Annotated in this window: 22 protein-coding genes; 7 read left to right on the forward strand and 15 right to left on the reverse strand. The window is 37.3% G+C overall.

The window, feature by feature from the left end; translation table 11 throughout:
• Positions 1-46 precede the first annotated feature (46 nt).
• The 7 genes from U9K52_RS17385 to U9K52_RS17415 all read right to left on the reverse strand — a co-directional run bounded on the left by U9K52_RS17385 (position 47) and on the right by U9K52_RS17415 (position 4,264).
• Positions 47-493: a KTSC domain-containing protein gene (locus tag U9K52_RS17385; protein WP_248393686.1), complete on the reverse strand. Its 447-nt coding sequence runs from the start codon at positions 491-493 to the stop codon at positions 47-49.
• Positions 494-627: 134 nt separating this feature from the next.
• A complete protein-coding gene (locus tag U9K52_RS17390) occupies positions 628-1,170 on the reverse strand; it encodes a hypothetical protein (protein WP_322927540.1) in 543 nt (180 codons plus the stop codon).
• Between the two features lie 10 nt (positions 1,171-1,180).
• Positions 1,181-1,759, reverse strand: a complete 579-nt coding sequence (locus U9K52_RS17395; protein WP_322927542.1) for a hypothetical protein — start codon at positions 1,757-1,759, stop codon at positions 1,181-1,183.
• A gap of 27 nt (positions 1,760-1,786) precedes the next feature.
• The gene (gene nudK, locus U9K52_RS17400) at positions 1,787-2,368 is read right to left on the reverse strand and encodes a GDP-mannose pyrophosphatase NudK (RefSeq protein ID WP_322927543.1); all 582 of its coding nucleotides are present in this window, start codon (positions 2,366-2,368) and stop codon (positions 1,787-1,789) included.
• 16 nt (positions 2,369-2,384) lie between these two features.
• A complete protein-coding gene (locus U9K52_RS17405) occupies positions 2,385-3,293 on the reverse strand; it encodes a TIGR01777 family oxidoreductase (protein WP_312176245.1) in 909 nt (302 codons plus the stop codon).
• 18 nt (positions 3,294-3,311) lie between these two features.
• Positions 3,312-3,656 carry a hypothetical protein gene (locus U9K52_RS17410; RefSeq protein WP_322927544.1) on the reverse strand — a complete coding sequence of 115 codons (345 nt, stop codon included), beginning with the start codon at positions 3,654-3,656 and terminating at the stop codon, positions 3,312-3,314.
• A 5-nt stretch (positions 3,657-3,661) separates the two neighbouring features.
• Positions 3,662-4,264: an HPP family protein gene (locus tag U9K52_RS17415; protein WP_322927545.1), complete on the reverse strand. Its 603-nt coding sequence runs from the start codon at positions 4,262-4,264 to the stop codon at positions 3,662-3,664.
• 204 nt (positions 4,265-4,468) lie between these two features.
• Here U9K52_RS17415 and U9K52_RS17420 point away from each other — a divergent pair, with 204 nt between their 5' ends.
• The 6 genes from U9K52_RS17420 (at position 4,469) to U9K52_RS17445 (ending at position 10,101) form a co-directional block, all read left to right on the forward strand.
• Complete coding sequence (locus U9K52_RS17420) at positions 4,469-4,801, forward strand: single-stranded DNA-binding protein (protein ID WP_322927546.1); 333 nt, start codon at positions 4,469-4,471, stop codon at positions 4,799-4,801.
• Positions 4,802-4,820: 19 nt separating this feature from the next.
• Positions 4,821-5,273 (forward strand): HRDC domain-containing protein, encoded by a 453-nt coding sequence (locus tag U9K52_RS17425; RefSeq protein ID WP_322927547.1) that lies wholly within the window; start codon positions 4,821-4,823, stop codon positions 5,271-5,273.
• 140 nt (positions 5,274-5,413) lie between these two features.
• Positions 5,414-6,766 (forward strand): histidine--tRNA ligase, encoded by a 1,353-nt coding sequence (gene hisS, locus U9K52_RS17430; protein ID WP_322927548.1) that lies wholly within the window; start codon positions 5,414-5,416, stop codon positions 6,764-6,766.
• Positions 6,767-6,770: 4 nt separating this feature from the next.
• Positions 6,771-7,838, forward strand: coding sequence for a leucine-rich repeat domain-containing protein (locus U9K52_RS17435; RefSeq protein WP_263602950.1), 1,068 nt, complete (start codon positions 6,771-6,773; stop codon positions 7,836-7,838).
• The gene (gene chrA / locus U9K52_RS17440) at positions 7,835-8,965 is read left to right on the forward strand and encodes a chromate efflux transporter (protein ID WP_322927549.1); all 1,131 of its coding nucleotides are present in this window, start codon (positions 7,835-7,837) and stop codon (positions 8,963-8,965) included. Before U9K52_RS17435 ends, chrA begins: the two co-directional genes overlap by 4 nt.
• Positions 8,966-9,303: 338 nt before the next feature.
• Complete coding sequence (locus U9K52_RS17445) at positions 9,304-10,101, forward strand: class I SAM-dependent methyltransferase (RefSeq protein ID WP_322927550.1); 798 nt, start codon at positions 9,304-9,306, stop codon at positions 10,099-10,101.
• A gap of 49 nt (positions 10,102-10,150) precedes the next feature.
• On the opposite strand, the gene U9K52_RS17450 is transcribed toward U9K52_RS17445, so the two are convergent.
• The 3 genes from U9K52_RS17450 to U9K52_RS17460 all read right to left on the reverse strand — a co-directional run bounded on the left by U9K52_RS17450 (position 10,151) and on the right by U9K52_RS17460 (position 12,337).
• Positions 10,151-10,408: a YtxH domain-containing protein gene (locus U9K52_RS17450; protein ID WP_263602953.1), complete on the reverse strand. Its 258-nt coding sequence runs from the start codon at positions 10,406-10,408 to the stop codon at positions 10,151-10,153.
• A 99-nt stretch (positions 10,409-10,507) separates the two neighbouring features.
• Positions 10,508-11,350, reverse strand: a complete 843-nt coding sequence (locus U9K52_RS17455; protein ID WP_322927551.1) for an isoaspartyl peptidase/L-asparaginase — start codon at positions 11,348-11,350, stop codon at positions 10,508-10,510.
• Between the two features lie 96 nt (positions 11,351-11,446).
• Positions 11,447-12,337, reverse strand: coding sequence for a cyanophycinase (locus U9K52_RS17460; RefSeq protein ID WP_072885670.1), 891 nt, complete (start codon positions 12,335-12,337; stop codon positions 11,447-11,449).
• A gap of 198 nt (positions 12,338-12,535) precedes the next feature.
• Between U9K52_RS17460 and cphA the strand changes: the two genes are divergently transcribed.
• A complete protein-coding gene (cphA, locus tag U9K52_RS17465) occupies positions 12,536-15,166 on the forward strand; it encodes a cyanophycin synthetase (RefSeq protein ID WP_248393672.1) in 2,631 nt (876 codons plus the stop codon).
• A 91-nt stretch (positions 15,167-15,257) separates the two neighbouring features.
• On the opposite strand, the gene U9K52_RS17470 is transcribed toward cphA, so the two are convergent.
• The 5 genes from U9K52_RS17470 to U9K52_RS17490 all read right to left on the reverse strand — a co-directional run bounded on the left by U9K52_RS17470 (position 15,258) and on the right by U9K52_RS17490 (position 20,233).
• Positions 15,258-16,442, reverse strand: coding sequence for a hypothetical protein (locus tag U9K52_RS17470; RefSeq protein WP_322927552.1), 1,185 nt, complete (start codon positions 16,440-16,442; stop codon positions 15,258-15,260).
• 66 nt (positions 16,443-16,508) lie between these two features.
• Positions 16,509-17,345: a type 1 glutamine amidotransferase gene (locus U9K52_RS17475; RefSeq protein ID WP_312176272.1), complete on the reverse strand. Its 837-nt coding sequence runs from the start codon at positions 17,343-17,345 to the stop codon at positions 16,509-16,511.
• 32 nt (positions 17,346-17,377) lie between these two features.
• Positions 17,378-18,499, reverse strand: a complete 1,122-nt coding sequence (locus U9K52_RS17480; protein WP_248393669.1) for a carboxylate-amine ligase — start codon at positions 18,497-18,499, stop codon at positions 17,378-17,380.
• A gap of 27 nt (positions 18,500-18,526) precedes the next feature.
• Entirely contained in the window at positions 18,527-19,480 is a 954-nt protein-coding gene (locus U9K52_RS17485) for a hypothetical protein (protein WP_322927553.1), read from the reverse strand.
• 39 nt (positions 19,481-19,519) lie between these two features.
• Positions 19,520-20,233 carry an alpha/beta hydrolase-fold protein gene (locus tag U9K52_RS17490; protein ID WP_263602959.1) on the reverse strand — a complete coding sequence of 238 codons (714 nt, stop codon included), beginning with the start codon at positions 20,231-20,233 and terminating at the stop codon, positions 19,520-19,522.
• Positions 20,234-20,275 lie beyond the last annotated feature (42 nt).

Here is a 20,275-nt window from a genome sequence, read left to right on the forward strand (position 1 = left end):
CTTCCGGGAATCCCGAAAGCTTTATATTTATATTAAATCGTAAGATTTAATCTGCCATTACTTCACCTGCCTTTCGGTACACGAAGCTGCCATAGATATGTCTTCTTGCGAAACGGCTTGGCGAATCTGCGTTCACCATTTTAATGTAGGTATTTCTAGGAACACCCAGGTATTCATAAATATTACCGTTAAGATGCTGAATGGTTAGTATGGATTTTTCCAGATAGAAATCCTGAATATTGGAAGTCGTGGTAGTCTCCGTATATTCTTCCTTGTATTTTTCCTGAGTTTCCGGATTAATGCTCACCAGGAAATGATAGGCTTCAATCACCGATTTACTTTTTTCTTCCGCCTCCAGTTTACCGGCTTCATCATTGATGAATTTGTCAGGATGCGTATCCTTCATCGTATTCCTGTAAATGGTTTTCAGTTCTCTCAGTGTCACATTTTTATCAACTTCAAGAAGCTTTCTGTATTCGCCTAATTTTTTCATTATGGTTGGATCCTTTTTTCGGGATGCAAAATTAAACTATTTAATTGGAATATAACTTATTCATTATTAATTTGTTTTAATAAAATAACATTAAATTTTTATTAGTTTAAAATGCAGTTATTTACCAGATTACTTCAAATATTCAGCAATGCCAACGACACCTTGATTGACTCGTGAATATGTTTGTCCAATATTTCTGAATTATTTAATGGATAATAAAATTCTTTCGGATTAACAAAAACATTATTGTATTTGGTCCTTTGGCTCCCTCCGTCTACATCAATAGACAATAATCCGTGGCCATTTTTACGCTGTACAGTCGTTAAGCCTTTAGATGTTACTTTAGATTCCACACAGCCGATCAGGGCACCTCTTCCTAGCACATCAAAGCAGAGGGCAGTATAAATTCCATTGCGAACCAGCTGTCCGGGAGGAAGAATACATGCATAAAGAACATTAGGAAGATTCACAATGCCCCGGGAAACTTTTATGGTAAGCGGGATATTATTGATTTCCCGATATTGCTGTTGTAAATGTATTTTTAATCTATTCAGAGCATCTCCGATTGAAATCATTTCAGGATCATTGGTTCTTAAAGGCATATTTTTCTGCACAGGATGCAGCTGTCTGAATTCGCAGATAGCATTAAAGTAATTGGTTAGTTCTGTAGAAGACATTATCCCTCAATTACTCCGTTTTCTGGAAAATATGTGTCACTTTAGAATCCTTAATGAAATCCTGTAACGGCATATCCTTCACTGCATTTTTATTGGTGAGTTCAATATAATACACCATTGTATTGGGAAACTTGGGATCTTTACACAGTATTTTGAAACGTTTTACCTTTTCATCATTACTTAAGAAAACAAGCTCGGAAGCATTATAGAACCTTATATTGTTTACATCAAAAGCATCTTTCCAGTTTTTCTGTAGCCTGGCGAATCTCTTCTGGGTTCTGTCGCTGTCTTCATTTTCAAACTTATCAACCTGGAAATCGGTTAAAAGTTGAGGGTAAACCAGTCCTTCCTGAAGAATGGCTTTCGTAATTTTATCAGATTTATCGTAAAAAATAACCTTATTATCAAACTGTACCTGATTATCTTTCATCACAAGGTTTCCCGAAAACTTTTTGTAATTTTTCTTTTTATAATCGTTTTTAAAATGTTCGATAGCAGCCTTATCTTTTGGTCCTGGCTTTTCGGTTTTCTGGGCAAAAACAGATGCTGATAAAAGTAAGGTGAGGCTGACTGTGTATAATAATTTCATGATGTTTCACTAATTTTTAGTTAAGATTTAAAGAATATTTTTAAGTCTTAGATATTGCAGCAGCATAATGGTTTTGGCATCTTTAATCGCTCCGGTATCAATCATTTGCAAAGCTTCCTCAAAAGAAAGTTCCAGCACTTCAATATCTTCACCTTCATCATCAAGTCCGCCGCCATCATTTATTTTCATATCCTTCGAATATTCGGCGATAAAAAAGTGAAGAATTTCTGTGACGGCACCCGGTGACATATACGCTTCGAAAATCTTCTCAACGTGAGAAATTTTGTAGCCGGTTTCTTCTTCGGTTTCCCTTTTAATACAATCTTCCGGATTATCATCGTCCAGAAGTCCGGCACAGACTTCAATCATCATTCCTGTTTCATTTCCGTTTAGAAAAGAAGGCAATCTGAACTGTCGGGTGAGGATTACATTTTCCGTACTTTTATCATACAATAAAATAGCCGCGCCGTTTCCCCGGTCATACGCTTCACGGCTTTGCTGCTGAAAGCTGCCGTCTTTTTTCTGGATGCTGAATGTTACCTTCTTTAAGGTGTACCAGTTGTCTGATAATATTTCCGTCTTTTCTATCTGAACGTTTGTATTGTGCATAGATTGTATAATCTTGTTAATTATTTTTTAATAAATGTTCCAATGCTTTTTTTAAATCGGGGAACTTAAATTGAAAACCTGCATTCTGAATCTTCTCCGCGGAAGCTCTTGAGCCTTCCAGCAGCGCATCTGCAAGTTCGCCAAAAATCAGTTTTAAAACAAATCCGGGAATATTAGGCATGAAAAGCGGTTTCTTTAAAACCTCAGCAATTTTTTTGGTTAAATTCTCATTAGTTGTATGCTGCGGTGAAACGGCATTAAAAGCTCCATCCATGGTGTCATTTTTCAGTGCAAATTCATAAATGGCACAAATGTCTTCAATATGAATCCAGGGCATATATTGCTTCCCGGTTCCCAGAGGAGCGCCGATTCCCATTCGGATAGGAGGTAGCATTTTCTTCAAAGCACCATCTTTTTCAGAGAGCACAACCGCAGTGCGGATTTTCACCACCCTTTCGGCAAGATTCTGTTCTTTAAACTGATCAGCAGCACGTTCCCACAAGACTACGACTTCACTTAAAAAATCATTTCCGGGCTGGTTATTTTCAGTGAAAATGGTATCAGTAGTTTTTGTCCCGTAATAATTGATTCCAGAAGCAGAAATAAAAGATTTCAGCCTGATTTTTTTCTCCTGAAGTGTTTTCACAATCAGATCGGCAGAATCAACCCTGCTGGAAATCAGTTCTTTTTTTCGTTCATCGGTCCATCGTTTTTCAGAAATATTGGCTCCTGCCAGATGGATGATGTGCGAAACTCCTTCAAATGCCGCATCATCAATCGTTTTATTTTTAATATTCCATTCGAATTCATTACTGTGCTTTTTCTTTCTTGTTAAAAAGCGAACGGTAAAATCTTTTTCAAGTTTTTTGGAAAGTTCATGGGCAATAAGTCCGCCCGCCCCGGTAATGAGAATAATATCTTTCATGAATAAGTGCGTTTACTGTTATGACTGGTTTTTAACGATTAAAACAAAATCATCATCCAGAATTTTATAGCCATAATCATATATAAATTTGTACTCTGATCCATTTTTATAGACCTTCAGATTAGTAAAATAATCAAAATCAAAACCCAACCCATCCAATTTTGAACGGGTGACTTTTGTTTTTCCGTCCGTATTCACTTCAGCAAGGATTCTGTAATTTTTGCGAAGTTTATTATTAACATTACGCATGAGATTGTTGGAATCCTTATTCTGCTTGTTGTTGTAGGCGTTCCGACAAGCGTCATTGCAAAATTTTTTGTCGGATCTTCCGATGATTTTTTCGTCACATTCAAGACAATTCATAATTTTTATTTTTTCAATTTGTGTGGATGTGCATGTTTTTTCTTTAATAGTTTCTTAAACCTGCTGTGTGCTGGATAGCTTCTGTTGGATGTTATATTATTGAAAAAAAGTGCCGTAAGTAATAAAATGATACACCCGGAAAGAACCGGTGTAAACACATACCAGAATCCCAGTTCAGGGATTTTTCCTGTGGAGCTTACTGCAATCAGTGCGGTAGCGCCACCGGGAGGGTGAAGGGTTTTAGTATATTGCATTAAAACAATTGAAAAAGCAACGGCAAGGGGAGCTGAAAGCCAGATAATATCAGGAACAATCTTATAAATCGTAACGCCAACCAAAGCTGAAATCACATGTCCTCCTACCAAATTTCTCGGTTGCGCCAGCGGACTCTGAATTGCACCATAAATCAAAACACTTGAAGCACCGAAAGATCCGATCAGAAAAATATTCTCTGTAGCGGATACTGAATGCGACTGGATAAAAGCAATAATCCCGATTCCGAAAAATGCGCCCAGAAAAGACCAGAAATGTTCTTTATAATCAACAAGTGTTTCCCTGTAAATCACGTATTTTGATACTCTGAATGTCCTTTTGATTGCTTTTTTCATATATACTCAAAGGTATGGAAATTATCCGTTTTCAAACGGATAAAAAGAATGATATTTTGCATTATTCGTTTTCAAACGACTACAAACGAATTTAAATAGTTTTGTACCGGTTTGAGTTTCAGCTTTCCCCAATCTTTGCAACAGAGATCTGAGAAAACAGTGAACGTCTCGGATCTGAATATTAATCTAAATAACAACAAAATTATGTCACTAAGAAACAAAGTAACATTGATTGGTTACACAGGAAAGGAGGTAGAAATGGTAAACTTCGAAAACGGAAACAGCAAAGCCGTTGTATCTCTTGCAACAAGTGATTATTACACGAATGCGAAAGGCGAAAAAGTGGAAGAAACACAATGGCACAATCTCATTGCTTTTGGTAAAACCGCTGAAATTTTCCAGAAATATGTTACGAAAGGAAAAGAAATTGCCATAGAAGGAAAGCTTACCTACAGATCATATGATGATAAGGATGGCGTAAAACGCTATATCACGGAAGTTAAGGTAGATGAAATTCTGCTTCTGGGAGGTAAATAACAGTAAAAAAACACAGGCGATGAAAGTAAAAGTTTTTAAAGTCCGGCTGGATCAGGAGTTTTTACATCATGATCAGCACATGCTGGATGAATTTCTCGGAAAACATCAAATTGTAAAAGTGGAGACGGCTTTTGTAAACGATGAAAATTACTGGTCAGTACTCTTATATTTTGAAGCATTGAAGATGGCTGTAACTACCGTAAAAGAATCAAAAAGTGCCAAATATACAGCAGAAAATGAAGCGCTGAACTCAGACGAGGAAAAAATTCTCTACGCCCTGAAAGAATGGAGATCCGATAAAGCAAAAGAGCAAAATCTGCCGGGCTATTTTATTGCAACCAACAAAGAACTTATATCCGTTGCCAAATATAAGCCGGCCCGCAAAGAAGAGCTGCTGGATATTAAGGGATTCGGAAAGCATAAAATAGAGAATTACGGCGAGGAAATCCTTGAAATTTTAGATAGTATCTGATATAACACAAGAACACAAATGATGAAGATATTCAAGGCTGAAGAAGATTGTTTCTTCAGCTTTGGATTTTAGTTTTAAAGTCAGTTCAATTCCTTATTTTTGCAACACTTATACATTAATCATCATTTATCAATTATAGAATGAAACCAGGTTTAGCAAAAGGGACGAGAGATTTTACAGCATTGGAAGTTGCCAGAAGAAGATACATCATTAATATTTTACAGAAAAACTTCGAATTATTCGGGTTCCAGCCATTGGAAACCCCAAGCTTTGAAAATCTTTCGACATTAACAGGAAAATACGGAGAAGAAGGAGACCGCCTGATCTTTAAAATTTTAAATTCAGGAGATTATACTTCAAAAGTAAATCAACAGGACTGGGAAGACAAAAATCATCAGAAATTAACCTCGCAGATTTCAGACAAAGCTTTACGCTATGATCTTACCGTACCTTTTGCAAGATTTGTAGCAATGAACCATAATCAGCTCACTTTTCCATTCAAACGTTACCAGATTCAGCCGGTGTGGAGGGCAGACCGACCTCAAAAGGGAAGGTTCAGGGAGTTTTACCAGTGTGATGCCGATGTGGTGGGAAGTGAAAGCCTTCTGCAGGAAGTAGAACTTGTTCAGTTATATTTAAAATCATTTGCAGAATTAGGTCTTGCTGTAACCATTCATATTAATAACCGAAAAATTCTTTCAGGCCTTGCGGAATTTGCAGGAATTGCAGATAAATTAATAGATTTTACAGTTGCTCTTGACAAACTGGACAAAATAGGGAAAGAAGGTGTTGTAAAGGAACTTCTTGAAAGAGGGATTGCTCAGGAATCTATCGATAAGCTGGATTTTCTTTTTGAACAGTCAGATGATGCGTTGGAAAATCTTTTACAGCTAAAAGAGAAATTTGCCGGAAATGAAACCGGTTTAAAAGGTGTTGAAGAACTGGAGTTCGTAATCACGCAGTCATTAAATCTGGGAGTAGATATTCAGAATCTGGTATTCGACATTACGCTTGCAAGAGGTTTGGATTACTATACCGGAGCCATTTTTGAAGTAAAAGCGGACGAAGTCCAAATGGGATCTATCGGTGGTGGCGGAAGATATGATAATCTTACGGAAGTTTTCGGGGTTAAAAATATTCCGGGAATCGGAATTTCTTTCGGTTTAGACAGGATTTATCTTGTTATAGAAGAACTTGGGTTGTTCCCTGAAGAGGCAACCTCAAAAGTAGAATACCTGTTTGCTAATTTTGGAGGTAACGAAACCCTGGAAGCTCTGAAATTAATAAAACAGCTGAGAGAAAAAGGAATCTCTGCCGAACTCTATCCTGAATCTGCCAAGATTGGAAAACAGTTTACGTATGCAGAGAAGAAAGGAATTAAAAATCTTGTTTTCCTGGGAGAAGAAGAAATTAAGGACGGAAATGTTACCTATAAAGATCTTGAAGCCGGAGAGCAGAACACGGTTTCCTTAGAGGAATTTTTACAATCTTAGAGCGATGAAGAATATCTTATTTTTAGCATTTCTCATATCTTCTGTTATTACTCAGGCACAGGTAAGGATGCCGGATCCTCCTAAACAGGACCTCAGCAAAGAAAGCGACAGAGTTTTGCTTCGGGAAATCACTTCTTTTCCGGAACATATTTTTTCATGGAATATTAAATATCTTACGGTAAGTGAATCAGATCAGTTGACAAGCCTACCTGAGAAAATTTCCAGACTAAAGAATCTTGAGTCTTTTATGCTTACGGGAGGTCATAAAATTAAAGATTTTCCTAAAGAATTTTCTTCTTTAAATCAACTGAAAAAATTGGCTTTGCATAATATGCTTACTGAAAAGATGTCTCCTGTGATTTTTAATCTTAAATCATTGGAAGATTTAGAATATTATCAGTTCAGCTATTTTGATTTTTCGCAGGATATTGGGAAGCTAAAAACACTGAAAAGGTTGGCATTATCAAGAGGATTTGATATCAGAAGCTTACAAAATGTTGAAGGAAAACCGGGAAGGAATCTTCCGCCTTCCATAAAGAATCTGAAAAATTTGGAAACTTTGTCATTGGGCAGAAATCTAATGTCTGAGCTGCCCGAAGAAATAGGATATTTAAATATGGTTAATGATATTTGGCTTTCAGATAACGTGTTGACAACCTTGCCAAATGGATTTTCTAAGCTTCAAAATTTAAAAACGCTGAACCTTAGCAATAATGCATTTAAAGTTTTTCCTAAGGAATTATATAAAATCTCAAATCTCAAAAGACTGGATATCTACAAAAATCAGATTAGCCAGATTCCGGCCGGAATCGGCAGTATGACTGGACTTACCGGGCTTTTTATTGATAAGAATAAACTTACCAACGAATGTTTAACTGAATTTTATAATCTAGAAAATCTAGAAGTTCTGGATATCCGGGAAAATAAAATTACAGCTTTTCCTCCCGGATTGGAAAAAATGAAAAAACTGAAAGTAGTATATATTGCAGGGAATAATATACCGTATCAGGAAATTTCCCGTGCACAGGCTTTGTTGCCAAGAACAAAGTTTGTTACTCAGGAAATGCCATGAAAAATACAGAAAATTTAAAAGATATAGCCAGACTTTTTCTCAAGCTGGGAATAATTGGTTTCGGAGGACCGGCTGCACATATATCAATGATGCAGAATGAAGTTGTCACCAAAAGGAAATGGATTTCACAGCAGCATTTTCTGGATCTGATAGGAGCTACCAACTTAATTCCAGGACCCAACAGTACGGAAATGGCCATCCACATCGGAAGAGAAAAAGCAGGCTGGAAAGGCTTAATTACTGCAGGAGTATGTTTTATACTTCCTGCAGTTTTTATTACCGGGATATTCGCGTGGCTGTATAAAAAGTATGGTGCTCTGCCTGAAATTCAGCCATTTGTTTATGGGATCAAGCCGGCGATTATTGCAGTGATTTTATCGGCCATCTTTCCGTTAGCTGAAAAATCTTTTAAGTCGATAGGTCTTATTATTTTAGGATTACTTGTTTTAACGGGATCTTTATTAGGTTACAATGAAATTTTTCTTCTTTTCGGAGCCGGTATTCTTTATGTATTGATCACTTTTCTACGTCCCGGAAGATCCGGGGATTTGAAAAATCTTATTCCTATCATTTATTTACAGGGTAGTGAATATAATTTGATACCATGTTTAAACTTTAAACTTTTTCTTATTTTCCTGAAAGTAGGTTCCATTCTTTACGGAAGTGGTTATGTACTGTTTGCCTTTCTGGATGCAGAACTCGTTACCAGTGGAATGATGAACCGGAAACAGCTTATTGACGCTATTGCAGTAGGACAGTTTACTCCCGGACCGGTTTTTTCTTCGGTTACATTTATCGGGTACCAGATTAACGGATGGGTTGGGGCTGCTGTTTCAACCCTTGGGATTTTCTTACCCTCATTCCTATTTGTCGCTCTGCTGAATCCGTTGGTAAAGAAAATGAGAAACTCGAAAATTTTTTCAGTATTTCTGGATGCGGTAAATGCGGCTTCTGTTGCCATTATTGTTTCTGTTTGCATCAGTATGGGAATAGAAACTGTTACCGACTGGCGTACAATTCTTATTGCTGTTGTATGCCTTTATATAAGTTTTCGATACAGGAAAATCAACAGTGCGCTCGTCGTTGTATCGGGTTCCGTAATGGGATATTTACTGAACTTATTATAAATGGCGATTATATATTAAAGAATCGAATAACCTTTAGAAAAATGTACAACTACAAGGTTAAAATGTTACTTTACCTCGCAAAAAAGTAACTTTACTATATAAAAAAGTAACCTTATTTTTCAAGAAAGTAAATTTACATCGTGCCAATGTAGAATTGCAATAGTAAAATGTAACTTTACTACGCAAGAAAGTAAAATTACCTTGCTAAAATGTAGATTAACCTCACGAAAATATACTTTTACATCGAAAAATTCTGACTTTTTAATTGACTTGCTTTTAAGTGAGCTTGTAATTATAGTTACATTTATTTTTATACTTTTAAACATAAAATATTAATCATGGAAAACTATTTAGAAATCAACAGGAAGTCGTGGAATGCCAAAGTAGATCCCCATTTGAAATCAGATTTTTATTTCTTGGACGAATTTTTAAAAGGCAGAAGCTCACTGAACTCTATTGAATTGGAACTTTTAGGGAATCTGGAAGATAAATCTGTTCTGCATCTGCAATGCCATTTTGGTCAGGATTCCATCTCCTTGTCAAGGCTTGGCGGCAAAGTAACAGGCATAGATCTATCAGATAAAGCAATTGCCGAAGCAAAGCAACTTGCACAAAAATGTGATACAGACACGAAATTTATATGTACAGATTTATACAATCTACCCAATGTTCTTGATGAAAAATTTGATATCGTTTTTACCAGTTACGGAACGATAGGCTGGCTTCCGGACCTAAACCGCTGGGCAAAAGTGATTTCTCATTTCTTAAAATCTGATGGGAAATTTATAATGGCAGAATTTCATCCTGTTATTTGGATGTTTGATGGTGATTTTGAAGACGTGAAATATAATTATTTTAATGAAAAGCCTATAATCGAAACATACGAAGGAACCTATGCAGACCCTTCTGCGGATATCGTTCAGGAATATGTGATGTGGAACCATTCTTTAGCAGAAGTATTACAGAGTCTGATTGATAATCATTTGATGATACATCAGTTTAAAGAATTCGACTGGTCGCCGTATCCATGTTTCAGACATGTTGAAGAATCTGAAAAAGGTAAATGGAGAATATCAAAATTTGGAAATAACGTTCCTTTGGTTTTCGCCATTGATGCGCAAAAAAAGTCATCGTAATAAATACTACGATGACTTTTCTGAATATATGAATGTTAAATAACTATTCTTAACTTACAGTTTCCTGTGCTTTATTTACAGTATCCTGTGCCTGGCTTTTAAATTCATCCGCTTTTTCCTGAACTTGGGAAGCAACATTGTTGGCTCTGTCCTTAATATCATTCCCCCATTTGTTTAGGTTGTCCTTTGCATTGTTGAACTTATCTTTTACCATTTGTTTTTGTTCAGGACTTGAGTTTTTATATTTCCAGTATGCTAAAGCTCCAAGTCCAACCAGTGCCAATAAACCTTTTGTTTTATTTCCCATGATTTCTATTTTTTAAATGTTAATATTAAAATTTTGTTATTAGTAAACATGTAAAATACGTGCCAAAAAAAATATCAGAACTATAAAATAATGTTAAAATTAATTGAAGGTTTCTAAATTTTCACCGTCAAAACTTGCAAAAACCATAGTCGGGTGAGAATCTCTGTGGGCAAGATTTCCTTCTTTATCAATTGCAATAGCGCCTGCAAATCCGTCTATTGTTTTCAGTTCGTCAAAGGTTTTGTCAAAAGCTTCGCTAAGGGACATTCCATCAGTTACCCTTGTAACAATTTTCGCTGCTGTTGCATTACTTACAATATCTTCTCCCACTCCCGTACAGCTTACAGCACAGAAAGAATTGGCATAATTTCCGGCTACAGTTGCAGAATCAGAAATTCTCCCGGGGATTTCAAATCCTTTTCCTCCGGTGGAGGTAGCAACGGCTAATTTTCCGCTTTTATCAATTACCACACAACCAACGGTTCCTTTTCCGCCGTTGCGTAATTTTTCCTCATATTCCTGTCTTCTTTTCGGGATTTCAGTTGAAAAATTTTCAAAACCATGGGCTGCAGCATACTTTTTAGCACCACTACCTCCCAAAACCCTGTCGTCTTCCTTCATCAGTTCCTTCGCTACAAAAACAGGATTTTTTACATCCTGAATATTGATCACACCGCTCATTTTCTGGCTTTCGCCATCCATAATTGCAGCACTCATCCGGATAATTCCGTCACTTTGAATCTGGGAACCGATACCAGCGTTGTACAGTTCGTCATTTTCCAGTAAAGAAACAGCAAAAGCAGCGGTGTCAAAAGCAGAATGGGTCTGTAAAAAATCAAAAGCCTGTTTGGCAATATTTTTCAGAGACTCCTGTTTGGCAGTTTTTACCTCATGACTCTGATCGCTTTCTGAAAAGAATCCACCGTGAATGATTACCTTCATTGTATATTGTTATTTAGAAGACAAGATAGCCAAATTTTTCAAAACCGGTTATGATTTTGCGAATGATAATTAATATTCGTTGAAAAATATGATTTGCTATTTTTCCTGCGGAATAGGATTAAATTGTGAATTTTCTATTGTCAGCACCTTTGTTGTAAGGTCATAATGATCATTCATGGACATCACGTGCACCGTGAGGTTATCAATAGAAATCGGTTCTCCAAGGTTAATATTCGTAAGATTGGTATCTTTAATAAATCTTCCGTCAACCAGAATTACCAGTCCGGAACCTACGGCCGTCATTACATCATTATAAATAAACAGACCGGTATCTTCTCCAAGCCCGATTCCCAGTGTTCTCGGATTATTTACCACAGCCTGGAACAGTCTTCCGATTCTTCCTCTTTGTACAAAATGCGTATCAATAATGACATTGTCGATCAGTCCTAGTCCCTGTGTGGTTTTAATTTCGCCTTTGAGCAATGCTTCAGAACTGCTTCCCTGATAAATCATGTTTTCAGACGCAGCAGCAGCACCGGCAGAAGTTCCGGAATAAATGAAATCCTGTTCCTGATACTTCAGTAAAATGGTATCGTGAAATCTTGTTCCGCCCAGAATAGATGTAAGACGAAGCTGATCTCCGCCCGTAAACATCACCACGTCGGCTGCATTTGCCCTTGCGACAATTGCATCAGAATTGGCTTCTTCACGGTTATGAATATCCAGAATATTTACATTTTTTGCCCCTAAAAATTCAAAGGCTTTTTTATATTCGGAGCCAACAATCTGAGGAATCTGCGAGGCTGTCGTAATAATTTCAATTACAGAGTTTTCCTTATGCTTAGACTCGTTGATGATTTTTCTAAGTATTCCTCGCTCAAAAAAATTCAGGTTTTTTTCTATATTCTGATCAAAATCGGTTTCTGCAAAACTTCCTTTGTTTACTGCACCACCAATTACAATTAATTTTCCAACAGGTTTCGTCATAGGCTGCAAATTTAAAAAAATATTAACAGCTGAAAAAATTTCAGGGTACATAAAATTGATTTTGAGGATTTTAGAATGAATACTAAAGAATGATTATTTTTAATAAATATTCAAACGTGGTATAGTTTTGTTTAGGGTTTTGCATTATCTTTGATTTTAAATGCAGTTATTGTTAACTATTAAAAATGCAAATAGACTATGAAAATTGAAAAAATACAGGCATTGCGCGGCCCGAACATTTGGAGTATCAGACGAAAGAAGCTGATACAGATGAGGTTGGATCTGGAAGAGATGGAAAATTTTCCTACTAATAAAATCGAAGGATTTAGAGAAAGAATAGAAAAGTTATTGCCTTCTTTATTTACTCACAGATGTTCCGAAGGAGTGGAAGGAGGTTTTTTTCATCGCGTTGAGACGGGAACATGGATGGGCCACGTTATTGAACACATCGCCCTGGAAATCCAGACTCTTGCCGGAATGGAAGTTGGCTTTGGAAGAACGCGGGAGACTAAAACACCGGGGGTTTATAATGTCGTATTTAATTATATTGAAGAAAATGCCGGAATTTTTGCAGGGGAAGAATCTGTAAAAATTGCAGAAGCTTTGATTAAAGGGGAGGAATATGATCTTAACGCCTGTATCCAGAAGCTTAAAGAAATCCGTGAAAGGGTTCGTTTAGGACCTTCTACCGGAAGCATTGTAGAAGAAGCGGTTTCCAGAAAAATCCCGTGGATCCGTTTAGGGACAAACTCTTTGGTACAGCTTGGATATGGGGTGAACCAGCAGAGATTCCAAGCAACCATTACAGGGAAAACAAGCTCTATTGCCGTAGATATCGCCTGCAATAAAGAACTTACCAAAAGAATGCTGCATGATGCTGCGATTCCTGTGCCTATGGGAGATCTTATTATGGATGAAGAAGGACTTGACAGCGTTGTACGAAAAATTGGATATCCCGTTGTTATTAAACCTCTGGATGGAAATCACGGAAAGGGATCTTCTATAAATGTCAATGATTGGGAATCTGCCAAAATCGGACTGGAACATGCCCAGAAATATTCCAAAAAAGTAATTGTAGAAAAGTATATTACAGGATATGATTTCAGGGTGCTGGTCATTAATAATAAAATGGTGGCTGCTGCCAGAAGAGTTCCCGCCCATGTTGTCGGCGACGGGGAATTGAATCTTCAGCAACTGATAGAAAAAGAAAATAAAGATCCGAGAAGAGGGTACGGACACGAAAATGTTTTAACGGAAATCGAGGTTGATAAAGATACCACCGAGCTTTTGGAAAAACTGAACTATACCCTGGAAACGGTTCCCCAGAAAGGGGAGGTCGTTTATCTGAAATCTACCGCCAATCTTTCAACCGGAGGTACGTCGATTGATGTAACAGATATGATACATCCTGAAAACATTACCATGGCTGAAAGAATTTCCAAAATTATTGGTCTTGATGTCTGTGGAATTGATATTATGGCTGAAAACCTTACCCAGCCTTTAAAAGAAAGTGGGGGTGCCATTATTGAGGTTAATGCCGCACCGGGATTCAGAATGCATCTGGCGCCAAGCGAAGGATTGCCGAGAAACGTTGCCGCACCAGTAGTAGATATGCTGTATCCTCCGGGAAAACCTTTTACTATTCCGATTATTGCGGTTACAGGAACCAACGGTAAGACTACCACCACAAGACTTATTTCACACATCGTAAAAAGTAACGGCTACAGAGTTGGCTTTACGACTTCAGACGGAATTTATATTCAGAATACCATGCTGTCGAAAGGCGATACTACAGGACCGCTTTCTGCAGAGTTTATTCTAAAAGACCCTACCGTAGAGTTTGCGGTGCTTGAGACTGCGCGTGGCGGAATTTTACGTTCCGGGCTCGGATTTTCTCAGTGTGATATTGGGGTTTTAACCAATATTGAAGAGGATCATCTCGGCATGAATGATATTCATAACCTTAAAGATCTTACCCGTGTAAAAAGAGTAGTGCTCGATAGTGTAAAGAAAAACGGTTGGAGTATTCTGAATGCAGATAATGAATATTCCATGAAAATTGTTAATGACCTGGATAGCCATGTTGCTATTTTCAGTATGAATGAAAATAATCCGCATATCCAGAAATTCGCGAAAGAAGGACGTATTACCTGTATTTATGAGGAAGGTTTTGTTACGATCAAGAAAGGAGACTGGAAAATAAGAATCGGCAAGGCAAAGGATTTTCCGATTACGATGGAAGGTAAGGCTAAATTCATGATTGAAAATGTACTGGCTGCGAGTCTTGCCTGTTATTTATATGGATTCGGGATTGAAGATATTTCCAATTCTTTACGGACTTTTATTCCAAGTGCACAGCTTACTCCGGGACGTTTGAATGTATTTAAGTTTAAAAATTTCAAGGTGCTGATTGATTTCGCACACAATCCATCGGGTTATGAAGCGATTGAAGATTATCTCAAAAATATTGAAGCAACGAAAAAAATCGGGATTATTTCAGGGGTAGGAGACAGAAGGGATAGTGATATTAAAGAGTGTGGAAAGATCGCAGGAAGAATGTTTGATCATATCATCATCCGAAATGAGAAGCATCTCCGCGGACGTACGGAAGATGAAATTAACGGACTTATTATCGAAGGTATGCAGTCTTCGGGCAAAGATGTAAGCTATGAAATTATTCCTAAAGAAATTGAAGCCCTGAAACATGCAATGGGAATGGCTGAAGAAGGTACTTTTATCACTGCTTTAAGCGACGTTATATCTAATGCAATTGATCTGGTTCAGGATTATCAGACACGGGAATTAATGGAAGACGATAAAATGCTATAATTATATTTCTAAAGTTTTGGCTTTCTATAAAATTTCGGCGGCATCGAAGATGCCGCCGAAATTTTTCTAACTTTTATTATAGTTTAGTAAACTATTCCTTCGCAAAAAAAGCATTCGAGCTTCCGATCCAGATGGCATCTTTTTTATTGAAATCGACGTTTACCATCGCTGCTTTAGTCATTCTTGCTAAATTCTCCATTAGAATCGGGCTTTCATTATTTTCAGGCCAGATATATAATAAACGAATCTCTGCTTTCGAATAATCTCCGTTGATATCCTCAAAAATAGGAGCGTAGTCTACTTTTCTCTGCAGGATGTAGTTTTGTTTATCTTCAATGGCATCCGTAATTTCTTTCGTAGGATTTAGATTCACCCCGCTTCCGGCAAAAGAAAACAACGGCTTTAAAACAAAATTTTTCAAATCCTCTGTTTTGGGAAATTCATGCAGGAAATAACTTTTCGGAACAAATTGATGTTGTAAAAGAGGCAGTAAAAATTTTGAAATTTTGAAAAACCAGTTGGGATGGGTAATCCATTTTACATCAACATCTTCCCGGAAATCGAATTCAGTTTTCAGATCCGGAATCCTATCTAATTCATCAAAGATAACACGGTTATAAATCCTTTTAATTTCGGTTAACTTTCCATTATTCTCATAATAAAGTTTTTTTCCGTTCTTTTTTACTTTGGTGAGGCAGACCGTTTTTATTCCAAGTAATTGTTCTGTCAGGACAAAATCGATGGCTGTTTTCTGCTTTTCAGGATAAATTTCCAGAAGGATAACATTTTCCGGATTTTCGTCTCCAATAATAAGATCTTTGAAATGGTTTTTAAAATCGTCAGGAGACATTGTATTTTTTAATTCAGAAAGGAAAGGATAAATTTCGCAGAAGGCATCTTCAAAAACTTTTTGAAAAGCGTATAAAGAAGGGAAAGCCTGAAGCTCAATTAATTGCGGTTCCACTTCTCCCGTTTCATTTTTACAGATTCCGAAGTCGATGGTAAAAAAATGCGGTTTTTCCGTATCATTTGGAACTCTGCAATTATCAGGAACAGCTTTCTGTAAAATATCCGGGGATAAAGCTTTTATCTGATTAATAATACTTTCGCTCGCATTGATCAGTTTAGCTTCAAAATCTTTGGTAAGGAATAAAGGACTTTCAGAAATTCTGAATGCCGGTTCCAGTCCGCTTTTTTGCTTTAAATATTCTTTAAGCTGAGCATATTTTTCCTGCGAAAATTCCTGATTAAACTTTTTTCTGTATTCTGAAATCATAATCTTTTTTCGTTGTGATTTAAAAAAATCGGACGATCGCCCGATTATGTTATTAATTATATTTTGCTAAATCAGAACATTTACTTTGTTGATAATATTTTGCTTTGCAAAATCTAAAAATCTCGGTAAAATCTGGGACTGCGTAAGGGTAATTTTATCTTCATCATCAATTCTGTCGATGGTTTCAAGATACTTTTCCATTCCGAAATTTTCAATCATGGCCAATTTGTTTTTTTCATCTTTCAGGTTTTCAATCATTCCTTCAGGATTCGCTTCAGGATGAAACTGTGTACCGAAGATTTCCTCAGAAAACCGCACAGCCATTACCGCTCTTTCCAGATCAATATGAGGACGGAATTTTTCAATCGCAGTAATTTTCATTCCCAGCTCTTCAAACCGCTCATGGTCCGGTTCTATAAACTGATAGGCACGGGAATCCACCGCGTAGAAAGGATCCGGGAGATTTTTAAATAAAAATTCTTCTTCGCCTTCCTCTGTTTTATGAATGGGCATTACACCGAATGAATAGGATTTTCTTTTACAGATATTTCCCAGCTTCCAGTGAATGCTTGCCAGCTGAAAAGAATGGCAGATTAAAAAAAGGTATTTCTTCTCCTGGCTGATCCGGTTGTGATTGTGAATTGAATCTAAAAAAGCACTGAATCTATCTTCCCATTCAAACCCTTCACGGTGCGGATTTCCGGGACCTCCGGAAGAAATAAATATGTCGAAATCTTCAATATCGGGAATTTCATTTTTAAACCTCACATCAAATGTTGTAATGCTTACATTTTCCCCGGTACAGCTTTGCCTGAAGGCTTCAGAAATTTCTTTAATATTTTTAAATCCCTGGTTGATCTGATTATTATTCATATCCAGCAAAGCAATTCGAATATCCTTCATCTTATCTTAAATTTATACAAATGTATCAAATATTATGAATGTAAAACTTCTCCATGAGTAATGCCGTATTCTGTTTCAGAGATCATATAATCAACAACTTTTGTAAGATCGCCGGTTTCATTAAATATCCTGAGCTGGCGGTCTGCACCCGTTCCGTTTTCAAGAATGGTCCATGCATATTCTACTTCTTTCCTGCATCCCAATTCGTCTACCACATCATCAATAAATTCAAGGAGTTCCTTCAGAAGATCCGGGTATGGTACGGATTCTTCTTTCCCGAAATCGATAAGATGCGCTTCTATTCCGCTTTTGGATGCTCTCCATTTATTTTCGTTCAGCAATAACCTTCTATAGCTCCTGAAACTTAAATTCTGCTGATGAAGTTTATAAATTTTTGCTACAAGAGACTGCATAATTGCAGCTAAGCAAACGGTTTCATCTATTCTTAAAGGCATATCGCAAATCCTGAATTCAATGGTAGGGTAAAACGGATGAACCCGAAGATCCCACCATATCTTCTTGGCATTGTCTATGGTTCCTGTTTTCACCAGAAGATCCACATAGCTGTCGAACTCAGCCAGGGAATTAAAAAAGCTTGGAATCCCGGTTCTTGGGAATTTCACGAAAATTTCCTGTCTGTAAGACTTGAAACCGGTATTTCTTCCGATCCAGAATGGTGAATTGGTAGACAGCGCATAAACGTGCGGAAGAAAATATCGCATCACATTCTGTATTCTCACTCCTTCTTCACGGTTTGGAATTCCGATATGAACGTGCAGCCCGAAAATAAGATTTCCACGTGCCACATCGCCCATGTCATCAACGATTTTGATATATCGTTCGCCGTTGGTAATGGTGTTGTGTTCCCAGTTTGAAAAAGGATGTGTTCCCCCGCCGGAAACGCGAAGTCCCTGTTCATGGGCTGTTTTGATAAGATGTCTTCTCAGGTTGGTTAATTCCGTTTTGGCTTCCTGGATATTCTGGCAGATTCCCGTTTCCATTTCGATCATGGATTCGTGCATTTCGTGCTTTAAGTTTTCGCTTAAAACTGCTTTTCCGCCTTCAATAATTTTCGAAACATGAGAGACCAGGTCACGGCTCTCAACATCAATGATTTGATACTCTTCTTCGATTCCAATAGTAAATTGATGCATTTTTTTTCGTGTTTATTTAATGTTTTTTTATTGTACAGAATCTTTTACGAAAGTTCCCCAGGAGATATTCGGTTTTCCCGGAACGTATTCTTTTGCTTTTTCCAGAGCAAGTTTTGCGGCATGCTCAACAATCCATGCAAAGTTTTCTTCACCTACAGAATTCCTGTCTGCATCCGGGGCAGGATTGCAGAAGTCGATGGCGTAAGGAATTCCGTCCCGCACGGCAAATTCTACCGTATTGAAATCATAGCCTAAGGCTTCATTCATTGTAATGGTATAATCATGAATGGTTTTTAATAATTTTTCCAGCTCTTCACCCTGGGTTTTATGCGTTGTTGCATATCGTAGATGGTGTGCGTTTCGGGGTTCATAGGGCATAATGTGAACATATTTTTTACCCAGACAATATACTCTGTAATAATCATCAAAAATTATTTCTTCCTGTACCATCATCACCAGCTGTTCTGTTTCCGAATGCTTTGCCCAAAGATCTTCAGGACTTTCTACGCGGTATACATTTCTCCAGCCTCCGCCATCGTGAGGTTTCATGTAAGCCGGAAAACCTACGTAATTAAAAATATAATCCCAGTCGTGAGGAAATTTTAAATTCCTGAAAGAAGTTTCCGAAGTGTTCTCCGGTCTTTCATAAGAAGGAAGCAATACGGTTTTAGGTAATGGGATCCCAAGTTTTGTCATCAGAGCATTATTGAAAAACTTTTCATCGGCACTCCACCAAAACGGGTTATTGATGACATAGGTGCCATTTAATGCAGCATTTTTAAGATAAGCTCTGTAAAACGGAACATCCTGGGAAATTCTGTCAATAATTACGGCATATCCGTAATCTGCGCCTTGTTCAAGTTTATCAATACTTACCGGTTCTGCAATAATTTCGCCTTTACCGAGTTCATTTACCTTATCAATAAATGCCCAGGGAAAAGTATCTTCCATTCCGAATAGTATTCCAACTTTTTTAACCATAATGTATTTTTTAATATTTGTTAATCTGTATTTTTAAATTTAAGAGAAAAATGCTCCGATAAATGTTGGGAAAACCATTCTCCACAGTGGCCAGTCGTGGTTAATCCATTTTCTTTCATCATACCAGAAGTCAATTCCTTTGGAACGCAGGATTTCCGCCATTTCAATGTTTTTATCCCTGCAGATGTCCTGGTCGGAAGTACTTAGTACAATATGCATATGCTTGTATTTCCAGGCTTCATCATTCTTTACAAATTCTCTCGGACAATTAAAATACACGAGATCATCGGAATATCCTTCCATGAAATTTCTGATACTGAAAGCGCCCGAAAGGCAGAACAGATGCGAGACAACATCCGGAAACCTGAAAGCAAAATTAGCCGCATGATAGCCCCCGAAACTTGCTCCTGCAACCGCAACGCGATGAGTTTTATGAATTTTTTGAATATAGGGTACAAATTCCTGAATCAGAAACTGGACGTATCTTTCATAGTTTTTAATTCTATGGTGAGGCAGAATATTATCATCATAAAAGCTCCAGCTGTCGATAGTCTGGATATTATAAAGCTTAACTTTTCCCTGCTCCACAAACCAGTTGATACTTCCGTTCAGTTGAAAATCGTGGTTTTGTGTATAAAGCCCCTGTGAGGTAGGAAACATAATAATTGGGTAGCCGTAATGTCCGGTAACCTCAACTTTGATGCTTTTTCCCAAAATATGTGAATAATAATCTGTATGTTCTATATGTGGCATATTGTATTGTGAATGATAATCAATTATTTTCGCTAACTTCTA

The organism is Chryseobacterium sp. MHB01, assembly GCF_034651565.1.
Lineage (GTDB): Bacteria > Bacteroidota > Bacteroidia > Flavobacteriales > Weeksellaceae > Chryseobacterium > Chryseobacterium nepalense.